Raw genomic sequence first — 14,015 nt, forward strand, 5'->3', positions numbered from 1 at the left:
GGACTGCGGGTGGGTGGTGGCTCGTGGGGGCGCCGCCACAGGCGCAGGGCCGGCAAGGGCAGGCTGTCTGCGGGGCGAGCGAGACCGGGCGGGCGGGCGATCTCCGCCCAGCGGGCCCGTCGATGGGCGTTCGCCGTGGTGCTCGCCTTACTTGTCACCTGCACCGCGCAGGTGACGACCGCGACGGCGGCACCCGACCCGGGCACGGGCCCGCGCGGTACGCGGTTCGCGTCGTCGTTCGAGCCGGACACCCCGGCGCCCGACTGGAACGACACCGTGGAGACCGACCCCGACGGCAGGCCCCGTGCCGACGGTGTCACCGCCGACGGGAAGCCGGGCCTGGCCACCCGCACCGGCAGCGGGCCCCACTCCTCGCCCACGGCCAAGACCCGGGCGGGCTTCACCGGCACGCACGCCCTGCGCTTCGCGGGTGAGCACACGGTGCCGGGCCGTGGGTACGCGTACAACAAGGTCTTCGACGTCGATGTCACGGTCACCCGCGACACCGTGCTCTCCTACCGGCTCTTCCCGGAGATGACCGGGGACGACCACTCCTACACCGCCACCCACGTGGCCGTCGACCTCGTCTTCACCGACGGCAGCCACCTCAGCGAGCTGCACGCCGCCGACCAGCACGGCAATCGCCTGAACCCGGCCGCGCAGGGCGCGGCCAAGACGCTGTACGTCAACCAGTGGAACAACGTCGTGGCCGCGATCGGGCGCGTCGCCGAGGGCAGGACCGTGGACAGGGTGCTGCTCGGTTACGACGCTCCGGCCGGACCGGTGAGCGGCACCCGCGCCTTCCGCGGCTGGCTCGACGACGTCCGCCTCGCCCCGCAGCGGCCGGCCGAGCCGAAGGCGCACCTGTCCGACCACGTCGTCACCACCCGGGGCACCAATTCGAGCGGCTCGTTCTCGCGCGGCAACAACTTCCCCGCCACGGCGGTTCCGCACGGCTTCAACTTCTGGACGCCGGTCACCAACGCGGGCGCCAAGGACTGGCTGTACGAGTACGCGCGCAGGAACAACGCCGACAACCTGCCGACGCTGCAGGCCCTCAGCGCGAGCCATGAACCGAGCCCGTGGATGGGCGACCGGCAGACGTTCCAGGTCATGCCGTCCGCGGCGAAGGGGACCCCGGATGTCTCGCGGACGGCCCGCGCGCTGCCCTTCCGGCACTCCGAGGAGACGGCCAGGCCGCACTACTACGGGGTCACCTTCACCAACGGGCTGCGAGCCGAGGTCACCCCGACCGACCACGCCGCGATGATGCGCTTCACCTTCCCGCAGAAGGACGCCGCGCTGCTCTTCGACAACGTCGACGACAACGCCGGGCTCGCTCTCGACACCGGCAGGGGCGTCGTCCACGGCTGGTCCGACGTCAGGAGCGGGCTGTCGGCCGGGGCGACCCGGATGTTCGTCTACGCCGAGTTCGACGCGCCGGTCACCGGCGGGAGCAAGCTGGCGGGCGGCGGCAGCAAGGACGCCGCCGGCTATCTGCGCTTCGACCCCGGCGCCGACCGCACCGTCACCATGCGGACAGCCACCTCGCTGATCAGCGTCGAACAGGCGAAGGCCAATCTGCGTGCCGAGATCCCGGCCGGCCGCTCCTTCGCGCAGGTCGAGAAGCGGGCGCAGCAGCGCTGGGACGATCTGCTGGGTGTCGTCGAGGTCGAGGGCGCCACCCCTGACCAGCTCACCACGCTCTACTCCAACCTCTACCGGCTCTACCTGTACCCCAACGCAGGCCATGAGCGGGTCCGCGGGAGAGTCCGGTACGCCAGCCCCTTCTCCCCCGCCGAGAAGCCGGACACCCCCACCGAGACCGGGTCGAAGATCGTCGAGGGCGAGGTGTACGTCAACAACGGCTTCTGGGACACCTATCGCACCACCTGGCCCGCGTACTCCCTCCTCACGCCCCGGCAGGCGGGCCGGATGGCCGACGGGTTCGTACAGCAGTACAAGGACGGCGGCTGGATCTCCCGCTGGTCCTCACCCGGCTACGCCGATCTGATGACCGGTACCTCCTCCGATGTCGCCTTCGCCGACGCGTACCTCAAGGGTGTCGACTTCGACGCGGAAGCCGCCTACGAGGCCGCCGTCAAGAACGCCACCGTGGCACCGCCCGACCCCGGCGTGGGCCGCAAGGGCATGGCCACCTCCCCCTTCCTGGGCTACACCAGCACCGACACCAAGGAGGGCATGTCCTGGGCGCTGGAGGGCTATCTCAACGACTTCGGCATCGCGCAGCTGGGCAAGGCGCTCCACAAGAAGACCGGGAAGAAGCGCTACAAGGAGGAGTCCGCCTACTTCCTCCAGCGCGCCCGCGGCTACGTCCGTCTCTTCGACGAGAAGGTCGGCTTCTTCCAGGGCCGCGACCGCGACGGCTCCTGGCGGCTCGCACCCGACGCCTACGACCCGCGGGTGTGGGGCTACGACTACACCGAGACCAACGGCTGGAACTTCGCCTTCACCGCGCCTCAGGACACCAAGGGCCTGGCCAACCTCTACGGCGGACGTCGCGCCCTCGCCAAGAAGCTGGATCGCTACTTCGGTACGCCCGAGACCGGCGAGGAGAAGTACGCGGGCAGCTATGGCGGCGTCATCCATGAGATGACCGAGGCCCGCGACGTGCGGATGGGCATGTACGGGCACAGCAACCAGCCGTCGCACCACATCGCGTATATGTACGACGCGGCAGGCCAGCCGTGGAAGACGCAGGCCAAGGTCCGCGAAGTGCTCTCCCGGCTCTACGTAGGCAGCGAGATCGGCCAGGGCTACCCCGGCGACGAGGACAACGGGGAGATGTCGGCCTGGTACGTCTTCAGCGCGCTGGGCTTCTACCCGCTGGTGATGGGCTCCCCCGAATACGCGGTCGGCTCCCCGCTGTTCACCAAGGCCACCGTCCATCTGGAAGGCGGCCGGGACCTGGTGGTCAAGGCGCCGAAGAACAGCGCACGGAACGTCTACGTACAAGGGCTGAAGGTCAACGGCAAGGCGTGGCGCTCCACCGCGCTGCCGCACAAGCTGCTGGCCAAGGGCGGCACCCTGGAGTTCACCATGGGGCCGAAGCCGTCGAAGTGGGGCTCCGGACGTGGCAGCGCACCCTCCTCCCTCACCCACGACGACAAGGTGCCCTCACCGGAGGCCGACGTCAGCGAGCCCGGCGGCTCCCCGCTGCTGGACAACACCTCCACCACGGCCGCCGACGTCACCACCGACCCCGACCCGGTCCCTGTGCACGAGGGCGCCCGCGTCACCTCGTACACCCTCACCTCCGACGACCGTACGAAGGCCCCCGGCAGCTGGCGGCTGGAGGGCTCGCGGGACGGCAAGCGGTGGCGCACCGTGGACCGCCGCACGGACGAGACGTTCCGCTGGGACAAGCAGACCCGGGTCTTCACCCTCCCCCACCCCGCCCGCTACCGCACCTACCGCCTGGTCCCCACCCGGCCGGGAGCCCGCCTGGCGGAGCTGGAGCTCTTGGGTAAACGGTGAGGACACACGAACCCGTCGCAGCAGTGCGTGGGCTCCCTTCACTTCCAACGACCGAAATAACCCTATTTGCCCGGAATGCCACTTCGCCCTTGGGTAAATACGCGACCGCTACAGTCAAGACTGCACCCTTCTGTGACACCTCGCATACAATCTGTTGCGTAGATGCGACCGCTGTCGACCTGTGACCAGGCGAACAGCGCGAGGGGGGAAATGTCGTTCGATAAAGAGTGGGCGAGCCTCAAGTCCGACGCGCAAAGCAAGTCATCGCCCCATATGCAACTCAACGGATACAACGCGGAGAATCGCCAGTCCCCGAAGGGCGGGTACGTCCCCGATCTCGCTGTGAAGCGAGATGATTTGGGGGCCGTCGGCAAAGACGCCTACGAGCTGCATCGCAAGCTTCAGAAGTGTGCGGACATCGACGGAAAGGGACTCGATGGTTCCGGGCGCAGCACCACGGACCGAGCCGCGCGAGAGCTCGAAGACCACGAATTTCAAATCGGTGCGGCACTCAAGACCGCGGTAAAGATCTGGAACACCCAACGTAAAACTCTGCAGCAGGGTTGTGCCCGCATCTCCAACCACCTGGACTACACCAAGGATCTGCATTCCAAGGAGGACGCAGACATTGCCGCATCCCTGACCTCTCGAGACGGAAAACCAGTCTCCACTTCCGCGATTTATAAATGGATCAAGTAGGCGCTCAATATGCCCCGACTCACCTGGCGCAACGTCTATCAGGTCGATCTCGGCCCCTTGAAGTCGGCCATCGGACAGTGGAACACCATGGTCGGCAAGTTGGAAGAGGTTTCCACTGAAGCGCACGACGGCATGCTCAAGAAAGCAAACAAGGCGGAATGGGCAGGCGTCAACGCGGACGTAACCCGTCCCTTCATCAAGGCGATCGCCGATGAAATCACGGACGCCCACACTGAAGCCAAGGATCTGCACAAAGAGTTGAGTGACGCGTACCGCGCGCTGAAGTCGATCCAGGACGAATTGCAGACCAAGGTCGATGACGCCCGCCGTAAGGGAATTGAGATCTCGGACGGCAAGGACGGGCAGATCATCTGCAAGTACCCGCCCCAGCCTGGCCACCAGAACGAGGTGATCTCGGAGAAACGGCGGAAGGAACTCCAGACCCTCGGCGAAGAACTCGCCGCGCTGGTGGCCCGAGCCAACAGTCGGGACTCCTATACGGCAGGAATCCTCGCCAAGATCCATGGCGGTGACCCCCATAATTTCGCCAAGAATGGGTCAATTGACGCCTACAAAGCCAAACGGGCGCTTGAGATCACACGGAAGGGGGCAGAGGCGAGCAACAAGGAGCTCCGCAAGCTCGCAGAAATCCTCAAATACAATAAGGATGACCCGTCCTTCAGTCACGCTTTCTTCAAAGGTCTCGGCGGACCGAAGGAAACCCTCGAATACTACGCCAGGATGTCGATTGACGGGACCGGCGCCTCAGGTAAGGCTCGACTCGACGCCGTGCAGGACCTTCAACGGTACTTAGGGCCGACTCTTGCCACTGCGACAGACCCCGACCACAAGGGCTACTTGAACTGGGGACCCGCATTCCGGCGCCTCGGCACGAAAGATATCCGTATCGACGCGCTGGGCTTCCAGCCAAAAGGTTACCAACTCCTGGGGGGCATCCTCCGCTACGGGAACTACGACAAAAAATTTCTCACCCCCATCGCCGAACATGTCGTGCAACTGCAGCACGATCACCCCACGGGCTACTGGAAAACACCCTTCGGTCCGGACGCGCAGTTCGGACTCGACCCGAACGGGAAGAAGAACTCGGGCTACGACCCGGTGACCAGTGTGCTGGAAGCGCTCGGGCACAGCCCGGAAGCTTCGGAGGCGTTCTTCTCAAAGGATCCCGGTGTGAAACCGGTGTCTGCGTACGACGAAAACGGAAAGATTGATCCGAATAAGTCCATCGATTACTCGTATCTGGATGAGTTGACCCGCGAGGACTACCACTGGAACAACGACGGCACATCGCCCGTTCGCGGAGAGCAGGTGCTGAGCGGCAAGGATGCCCTGGGCCATGCTCTCGAGTCCGCCACGATTGGAAACCCGTACGACGAGCCTGCGGTGGGCGGGAATCCGCACACAGACTCGCGTGCAAGCATCGTGGACAAGTTGATCAGAACTGTGGACAAGAATCATGAGTTCGTCTCTCGCGACATCAGCGACAGCATGGGAAAGATCGCAGGCGAATATATGCCGGAGATCAACAAGGCAGTGGCTGGCGCGGACGGCAAAGTGAACAGCGATTTGTTCATAACTGCTCATACCAGAGACTTCGACACGCAGGCTTCCATCAGGTTCCTGGACGCCCTGGGCAGACATCCTGAGGGACATGCAGAAGCGACTTTGGGCGCACAACGGTACCAAGCCGATCTCATGCGTGAGGTATCACGGCAGCCCGATCATTTCAGTGGCTCCCCAGAAGATAATATGCGGCAGGTGGCGCGGAATTCGGGCACACTCGAGGGAATACTCGGTTCAGCCCGGCACGATGCGGTGATCACGGAAGGCCAGGAAGCCGAAAAGAAGTTCAACGAAGAACTCGAGAAGCGTGGCGAAATAATCAAACAAATCGTTGGACTTCCCGTAGGGGCAGCTGCGGAAAGAGTACCCGTCGGGGGCGACCTCATCACCGGCATAACCGAGCAAGTGATCGACTCGGCGGTGGAGAGTCAGCAGAAGCACACCTTGGAAGACGACGCGAGCAGCGGCGCCACGGTGTCCTTCGAGACGCGGGAGCAGGCAGGCCGCTGGGCTCAATATGCGGCGCGCAACGCCGGCTATCCACCAGGGGTCAACGCGACGGACTTCGCGAGAGACATCTCAAACGAGACGGCCGACGGATACGACCACGGTGAACAGGTCAGGGAAAACGGCTATGACAACAAAGTGCGACGCTCTGGTGATTGATACCGCGAGGACCGTTCGAGTGGTTGGTACGGGCTTTTTGACCATTCTGCTCGTGTCAGGATGCGGTGAGACCAAGCGCGAGTACCGGGTACCTCACGACTTGTGTGGAATGAAGGTGGCCCCAGAATCGATCAAGCCGTTCCTGCCAGGCGGGAAGAACCTCTCCGAGAACGACTGGTTCCGGCACACCGAGGAGGAAGGCACCTGCACCCTGAGTGTGGACGGAGAAAGGCAGCTGCAATTCAGCGGCTCCTGGACACGGCGGGAGTCTGTCGGAGGCTATCACCTAAGGTTCCCCACTCGTCTACAGGGCGGGAAGTACATCGTCGGCGAGAGGGAAGCTGCGGCTCATTTCTCGTGTTTTAATCCGAAAGCACGCTTCAACCTGCGAACCTCTCCGGGGAAGAGTGGCAAGAGCAAGTCGGTGCCGGCCGACACATATGTTGTCCGCATCACGGCCTATCACGAGCCCGAGGGCCGGGAAGAAAGCAAAAAGGCTATGAAAGACTTCATCATCCCCTTCACCAAGGAGTTGAAAAAGCAGCTTCCGTGCCAGGAGAAGCCCACGAAGGGCAGTTCGGCAACGCCGAAATAACGGCGCGGGGACGACGCCCGGAATCGCAAAGGGGCCGCACCCCTCGCGGGGTGCGGCCCTTCGTGGTGGGCATTTCGCCCGTACGGGCTCAGTCGCGGATCAGCGAACGCAGCACGTACTGGAGGATGCCGCCGTTGCGGTAGTAGTCGGCCTCGCCGGGGGTGTCGATGCGGACGGTGGCGTCGAACTCGACGCCGGTGTCCGTGGTCACCTTCACCGACTCCGGGATGCTGCCGTCGTTGAGCGCGGTGATGCCGGTGATGGAGAAGGTCTCCTCGCCGGTCAGCCCGAGGTCGAGCGCGGAGCCGCCGGTCGGGAACTGGAGCGGCAGGACGCCCATGCCGATGAGGTTCGAGCGGTGGATGCGCTCGTAGGACTCGGCGATGACGGCGCGCACGCCCAGCAGCGCGGTGCCCTTGGCCGCCCAGTCACGGGAGGAGCCGGAGCCGTACTCCTTGCCCGCGAGGATGACCAGCGGGGTGCCCTGCGCCTGGTAGTTCTGCGCGGCGTCGTAGATGAAGGAGACCGGGGCCCCGCCCTCTTCGTTCTCCCGGGTGAAGTCCCGGGTGAAGCCGCCCTCGGTGCCCGGCGCGATCTGGTTGCGCAGCCGGATGTTGGCGAAGGTGCCGCGGATCATGACCTCGTGGTTGCCGCGGCGCGAGCCGTAGCTGTTGAAGTCGCGGCGCTCGACACCGTGCTCGGTCAGGTACTTGCCCGCCGGGGTGTCGGCCTTGATGGCACCGGCCGGGGAGATGTGGTCGGTGGTGACCGAGTCGCCCAGCTTGGCCAGTACGCGGGCGCCGGAGATGTCCTCGACCGGGGCCGGGTCCATGCCCATGCCCTCGAAGTACGGGGGCCTGCGCACATAGGTGGACTCGGCGTCCCACTCGAAGGTGTTGCCGGTGGGGACGGGGAGGGCCTGCCACTGGGCGTCGCCGGCGAAGACGTCGGCGTAGTCCTTGGTGAACATCTCCTGGCCGATGCAGGAGGCGACGACCTCCTCGACCTCCTGCTCGGAGGGCCACAGGTCGGACAGGTGGACCGGGTTGCCGTCCTGGTCGGTGCCGAGCGCCTCGGTGGTGATGTCCACCTTCATCGAGCCGGCGATGGCGTAGGCGACCACCAGCGGCGGCGACGCCAGGTAGTTCATCTTGACGTCGGGGTTGATCCGGCCCTCGAAGTTGCGGTTGCCGGACAGCACGGAGACGACGGCCAGGTCGTTGTCGTTGACGGCCTTGGAGACCTCGTCCGGCAGCGGGCCCGAGTTGCCGATGCAGGTGGTGCAGCCGTAGCCGACGAGGTTGAAGCCCAGCTTGTCCAGGTACGGGGTGAGACCGGCGCGGTCGTAGTAGTCCATGACGACCTGGGAGCCGGGGGCCAGGGTGGTCTTGACCCAGGGCTTGCGGGTCAGGCCCTTCTCCACCGCCTTCTTGGCCAGCAGCGCGGCCCCGACCATGACGTACGGGTTGGAGGTGTTGGTGCAGGAGGTGATGGCCGCGACGGCGACGGCGCCGTGGTCGAGCTCGTAGGTGACGCCGTCGGGGCTGGTGACCTGCACCGGCTTGCTGGGCACGCCGTTGGAGACAGCCGGCGCGTCGGAGGCCGGGAAGGACTCCTTGCCCGCCTCGTCGGTGTCGGCCTCGGAGACGTAGTTGACGACGTCCTGGCCGAACTTGTGCGCGGCGTCGGCGAGCGCGATGCGGTCCTGCGGGCGCTTGGGGCCCGAGATGGACGGGACGACCGTCGAGAGGTCCAGCTCCAGGTACTCGCTGTACTCCGGCTCCTGGGCCGGGTCGTGCCACAGGCCCTGCTCCTTGGCGTACGACTCGACCAGCGCGAGCTGCTCGGCGCTGCGGCCGGTCAGCTTGAGGTAGCTGATGGTCTCCCCGTCGATCGGGAAGATCGCCGCGGTGGATCCGAACTCGGGCGACATGTTGCCGATCGTGGCGCGGTTGGCGAGCGGCACGGCGCCGACACCCTCGCCGTAGAACTCCACGAACTTGCCGACGACACCGTGCTTGCGCAGCATCTCGGTGATGGTGAGCACCAGGTCGGTGGCCGTGGTGCCGGTGGGCAGCTCGCCGGTGAGCTTGAAGCCGACGACCCGCGGGATGAGCATCGAGACGGGCTGGCCCAGCATCGCGGCCTCCGCCTCGATGCCGCCGACACCCCAGCCCAGGACGCCGAGGCCGTTGACCATGGTGGTGTGCGAGTCGGTGCCGACCAGGGTGTCGGGGTAGGCCTGGCCGTTCCGGACCATGACGGTGCGGGCCAGGTGCTCGATGTTGACCTGGTGGACGATGCCGGTGCCGGGCGGGACGACCTTGAACTCGTCGAAGGCGGTCTGGCCCCAGCGCAGGAACTGGTAGCGCTCGCGGTTGCGGCCGTACTCCAGCTCGACGTTCTTCTTGAACGCGTCGGAGGTGCCGAAGGTGTCGGCGATCACGGAGTGGTCGATGACCAGCTCGGCAGGGGCCAGCGGGTTGATCCGGTTGGCGTCACCGCCCAGCTCCTTGACGGCCTCGCGCATGGTCGCCAGGTCCACGACACAGGGCACGCCCGTGAAGTCCTGCATGATCACCCGGGCCGGGGTGAACTGGATCTCCTGGCTGGGCTGCGCCTTGGGGTCCCAGTTGCCGAGCGCGCGGATGTGGTCGGCGGTGATGTTGGCGCCGTCTTCGGTACGGAGCAGGTTCTCCAGCAGGACCTTCAGGCTGTAGGGCAGCCGCGCTGAACCCTCTACTTTGTCCAGCTTGAAGATTTCGTACGACTCGTCGCCCACCTGCAGCGTGCTGCGGGCGTCGAAGCTGTTCGCCGACACGACAGTCTCCTTCAGTGCCTTGAGTGCATCGGCCGCCGGTGCGCTATGGTGAGCGGGACACGAGTTAGGTAAGCCTTACCAACCCTTGCCGACGCCACTACTACCGACGCCGACTCGATCTCGCCCTGCGACAGCGACCGCGACGTATGCCGTCGCCAGTTATCTCGATGTCGAGATAACTCTAGTACACGACCGCCCGCCGGTCATGCCTGCCCCCGAGTGCCCACCGCGTGCGGCGCCGACACGTGCGGCGCCGGTCGGTGCGGCGCCGGTCGGTGCGGCGCCGACGTACGCGGCTCCGACACGCGCGGGCCCGTGGACGGGGCCCCGTGGACGAGAGGCCACGGCTGCCCCACAGTGGTCTCCGTGTCCAGCAACGGCCCGCCCGACACCGCACCCCTCGGCCCCCGAGAGCCGCACGAGCCGACGCTCAAGCGGGCCATCGGGCCCAGACTGCTGATCCTGTTCGTGATCGGCGACATCCTGGGCACCGGCATCTACGCCACCACGGGCAAGGTCGCGGGAAAGGTCGGCGGAGCGCTGTGGCTGCCGTTCGCGATCGGTTTCGCCGTGGCGATACTGACGGCCGCCTCGTACGTGGAGCTGGTCGGCAAGTACCCGAAGGCCGCCGGTGCCGCGCTCTACACCCAGCGCGCGTTCAAGGTGCCCTTTCTGACGTTCCTCGTCGCCTTCATGGTGATGTGTTCCGGGCTGTCCTCAGCCAGCGCGGCAGCGCTCGCCTTCGGCGGGGACTACCTGGACGAGCTGACGAACGGCACCGTGCCGGCGACCCTCGCGGCCGTCCTGTTCATCCTGGCGCTCGCAGCGCTGAACCTGCGCGGCGTCTCGGAGTCGGTCAAGGCCAACGTCGTCTTCACCCTGGTCGAGCTGACCGGTCTGCTCGTCATCCTCGGAATCGGCCTGGCCGCCGTCCTCACCGGCGACGGCGAGCCTGCCAGGCTGGGCGACCTGGAGACCGGGGGCACCGGCTACGCACTGCTGTCCGGGGTGCTCGGCGCCACCGCACTGGGGTTCTTCGCTTTCGTGGGCTTCGAGGACTCGGTCAACATGGCCGAGGAGACGGTGGAACCGCAGCGCACCTTCCCGCGCGGCATCTTCATCGGTGTAGCGGTCACCGGCACCGTCTACGTCCTCGTCGCGCTGGTCTCCTCGCTGCTGGTGCCGACGAGCACACTGGCGGCCTCCAGCGGGCCGCTGCTGGAGGTGGTCAAGGCGGGCGGGATCGCCTTCCCGCACCGGCTGTTCGCGCTGATCGCCCTGTTCGCGGTGGCCAACTCCGCGCTGATCAACATCATGATGGCCTCGCGCCTGTGCTACGGCATGGCGAACGAGCGCATCCTGCCCCGCGGAATGGGCAGAGTGCTGCCGGGCCGCCGCACCCCTGTGGCCGGGATCGTCTTCGTGACGCTGCTGGCCCTCGGACTGGTCTCGACGGGCGAGATCGCCGGGCTCGGCGACACCACGTCGTTCCTGCTGCTGTGCGTCTTCGCCGTGGTGAACGTCGCCGTGCTCGTGCTGCGCCGCGACCAGGTGGCGCACCCTCACTTCCGGGTCCCCACCCCGCTGCCCGTACTGGGCGCCGTCACCGCACTGATCCTGGCGAGCCCACTGGCGGACCGCTCCGCCGGGGTCTACCTCAGGGCGGGCGTCCTGGTGCTGCTGGGCGTCGCGCTGTGGGCCGTCAACAAGCTGGTACTCAGGGCGCGCGACGAGGGCCCGGGCGGGTCGCGGCCGTGACCGCCGCGCGAGTGCGCCCGGAGGCGTGCGCTGGACCGGACGGGTCGTGGCATCCACTGGAACGGCCCAGGGTGTGCATCAGGAACGACGCAGGGCCGTGCCACCAGGAACGGCCAGGAACGACCGCCGGTCACATGCACCGGAACCGCCGGGCGCGCAAGTCGACTGCGGCATTCGGGCGGTTGCCCGTCAGTCACACGCGCCTCACCACCCCCGGGCGCGCTCCTATCTCAGATCTGAGATACGGTTTCCTCCATGACCGACGACTACCTCGCACGTATCGGCCAGTTGATCCGCGATGCCCGGCAGCACAGGGGCTGGACGCAGTCCCAGCTCGCGGAGGCGCTCGGCACCAGCCAGAGCGCCGTCAACCGGATCGAGCGCGGGAACCAGAACATCAGCCTTGAGATGATCGCCCGCATCTCCGAGGCGCTGGACAGCGAGATCGTGTCGCTGGGCTATTCGGGCCCGATGCACCTGCGCGTGGTGGGCGGACGGCGCCTCTCCGGCAGTATCGACGTCAAGACGAGCAAGAACGCCTGCGTGGCCCTGTTGTGTGCCTCGCTCCTCAACTCCGGTCGTACGGTGCTGCGTCGGGTCGCCCGGATCGAGGAGGTCTACCGCATCCTGGAGGTGCTCTCCTCGATCGGGGTGCGCACCCGGTGGATCAACGGTGGCGCGGACCTGGAGATCGTGCCACCCGCCGAACTCGACCTGGACTCCATCGACGAGGAGGCCGCGCGCCGCACCCGGAGCATCATCATGTTCCTCGGCCCGCTGCTGCACCGGATGGACCGCTTCCGCATTCCCTACGCGGGCGGTTGCGACCTGGGCACCCGTACGGTCGAGCCGCATATGAGCGCGCTGCGCCACTTCGGGCTGGCGGTCACCGCGACGGAGGGCATCTACCACGCCGAGGTGGAGGCCGGGGTCGCACCCAAACGGCCGATCGTACTGACGGAGCGCGGGGACACCGTCACGGAGAACGCGCTGCTGGCCGCCGCCCGGCACGACGGCGTCACGGTCATCCGCAACGCCTCGTCCAACTACATGGTCCAGGACCTGTGCTTCTTCCTGGAACAGCTGGGCGTACGGATCGAAGGCATCGGTTCGACGACGCTGACGGTGCACGGCGTGCCCGTCATCGACACGGACGTGGACTACTCGCCCTCCGAGGACCCGGTCGAGGCGATGAGCCTGGTGGCCGCCGCCGTCGTCACCGAGTCGGAACTGACGGTGTGCCGGGTGCCGGCCGAGTTCATGGAGATCGAGCTGGCGGTCCTGGAGGAGATGGGCCTCGACTTCGACCGCAGCGCGGAGTACGCGGCCGACAACGGCCGTACCCGGCTGACGGATCTGACGGTGCGGCCGTCCAAGCTGGAGGCGCCCATCGACAAGATCCACCCGATGCCGTTCCCTGGCCTCAACATCGACAACGTCCCGTTCTTCGCGGCCATCGCCGCCTCCGCGCAGGGCAAGACCCTCATCCACGACTGGGTCTACGACAACCGCGCCATCTATCTGACCGACCTCAACCGCCTCGGCGGCAGGCTCCAACTCCTCGACCCGCACCGGGTACTGGTCGAAGGCCCCACCCGCTGGCGGGCAGCGGAAATGATGTGCCCCCCGGCACTGCGCCCGGCCGTCGTGGTGCTGCTGGCCATGCTGGCGGCGGAGGGCACCTCGGTACTGCGGAACGTGTACGTCATCAACCGCGGCTACGAGGACCTCGCCGAACGCCTCAACGAGGTGGGAGCGCAGATCGAGACGTTCCGCGACATCTGAGCGGCGACTCCCCCCGCGGAGTCCCTCCGCCTCAGGCCGGTTCACGAAGTTCATTTCGTTGAGGAACGCCCTGAGAGACGGAACAACTGGCTCCACACCCCCGTACGTGAGCTGCGGACCGTTCGCCGCCCGAGGCATGCCCCGGGCGGCGAGACGTCGTCCTCCGGCGCCCTCAGCGCCGCGCTGCGAAGTGCACGACCTGACTCCAGCCCGCGCGGCCCACTGTGAGAAGCCGGTGGGCCGCGTCCTTGGAGTCGCGTACGTTGACCGCCTCTTCCGCCATCGCAACCTCCACGCGGCTGTCGCCGTCACTACCGCTGTAGCTGGACTTGAACCAGGCGAGTTCCGTCGTGCCACTGCTCATGGCTCTCCCTCCTCGCAGTCGCTCCGGCAGGGCCGGGATTTCTGAGGCTCAGGAACCTGAGCGCGCAGTGTGTCATGGCGACGGCAGAGCAGACTCGCCTCTTTCCGGTCCGAAATCAGTTGCCCCGTTCCGCTCGCTCTGAGCAGCCGGCTGGCGTGCCCTGCTGGCTGGAACGGAGTGGCGGAAGCGGAACTCTCATTGCCACCTTGCGTCACACAGGCGTGGTTGGCTGCTCCCTCGCTTAA

8 protein-coding genes are annotated in these 14,015 nt (G+C 66.6%); 6 read left to right on the top strand and 2 right to left on the bottom strand.

Annotated elements, in window-relative coordinates:
* The first annotated feature begins 171 nt into the window (after positions 1–171).
* The 4 genes from JW592_RS08395 (at position 172) to JW592_RS08410 (ending at position 7,042) form a co-directional block, all read left to right on the top strand.
* Positions 172–3,498 (top strand): GH92 family glycosyl hydrolase, encoded by a 3,327-nt coding sequence (locus JW592_RS08395; protein WP_307805331.1) that lies wholly within the window; start codon positions 172–174, stop codon positions 3,496–3,498.
* Between the two features lie 210 nt (positions 3,499–3,708).
* Positions 3,709–4,197, top strand: a complete 489-nt coding sequence (locus JW592_RS08400; protein WP_209264288.1) for a hypothetical protein — start codon at positions 3,709–3,711, stop codon at positions 4,195–4,197.
* Between the two features lie 9 nt (positions 4,198–4,206).
* On the top strand, positions 4,207–6,447 hold the full coding sequence (locus JW592_RS08405; RefSeq protein WP_209264289.1) for a hypothetical protein: 2,241 nt from the start codon (positions 4,207–4,209) through the stop codon (positions 6,445–6,447).
* Positions 6,416–7,042, top strand: coding sequence for a hypothetical protein (locus JW592_RS08410; RefSeq protein WP_209264290.1), 627 nt, complete (start codon positions 6,416–6,418; stop codon positions 7,040–7,042). The genes JW592_RS08405 and JW592_RS08410 overlap by 32 nt, the downstream gene beginning before the upstream one ends.
* A gap of 88 nt (positions 7,043–7,130) precedes the next feature.
* On the opposite strand, the gene acnA is transcribed toward JW592_RS08410, so the two are convergent.
* Positions 7,131–9,863, bottom strand: a complete 2,733-nt coding sequence (gene acnA, locus JW592_RS08415) for an aconitate hydratase AcnA (RefSeq protein ID WP_209264291.1) — start codon at positions 9,861–9,863, stop codon at positions 7,131–7,133.
* A gap of 366 nt (positions 9,864–10,229) precedes the next feature.
* Between acnA and JW592_RS08420 the strand changes: the two genes are divergently transcribed.
* Together JW592_RS08420 and JW592_RS08425 are read left to right on the top strand one after the other, a co-directional pair.
* Positions 10,230–11,621, top strand: a complete 1,392-nt coding sequence (locus JW592_RS08420) for an APC family permease (protein ID WP_209264292.1) — start codon at positions 10,230–10,232, stop codon at positions 11,619–11,621.
* Positions 11,622–11,876: 255 nt separating this feature from the next.
* Positions 11,877–13,406, top strand: coding sequence for a helix-turn-helix domain-containing protein (locus JW592_RS08425; protein ID WP_209264293.1), 1,530 nt, complete (start codon positions 11,877–11,879; stop codon positions 13,404–13,406).
* 172 nt (positions 13,407–13,578) lie between these two features.
* Here the strand turns inward: JW592_RS08425 and JW592_RS08430 are convergent, their stop codons facing one another.
* Positions 13,579–13,770, bottom strand: coding sequence for a DUF397 domain-containing protein (locus tag JW592_RS08430; protein WP_209264294.1), 192 nt, complete (start codon positions 13,768–13,770; stop codon positions 13,579–13,581).
* Positions 13,771–14,015: the final 245 nt, after the last annotated feature.

Source organism: Streptomyces spirodelae (assembly GCF_017676385.1).
Taxonomy (GTDB): Bacteria; Actinomycetota; Actinomycetes; order Streptomycetales; family Streptomycetaceae; genus Streptomyces; species Streptomyces spirodelae.

Excerpts from the sequence above, each read along its gene's own strand:
- JW592_RS08410 (WP_209264290.1), top strand. The coding sequence starts at position 6,416 with ATGACAACAAAGTGCGACGCTCTGGTGATTGATACCGCGAGGACCGTT.
- JW592_RS08400 (WP_209264288.1), top strand. The coding sequence starts at position 3,709 with ATGTCGTTCGATAAAGAGTGGGCGAGCCTCAAGTCCGACGCGCAAAGC.
- JW592_RS08430 (WP_209264294.1), bottom strand. The coding sequence starts at position 13,770 with ATGAGCAGTGGCACGACGGAACTCGCCTGGTTCAAGTCCAGCTACAGC.
- JW592_RS08405 (WP_209264289.1), top strand. The coding sequence starts at position 4,207 with ATGCCCCGACTCACCTGGCGCAACGTCTATCAGGTCGATCTCGGCCCC.
- JW592_RS08425 (WP_209264293.1), top strand. The coding sequence starts at position 11,877 with ATGACCGACGACTACCTCGCACGTATCGGCCAGTTGATCCGCGATGCC.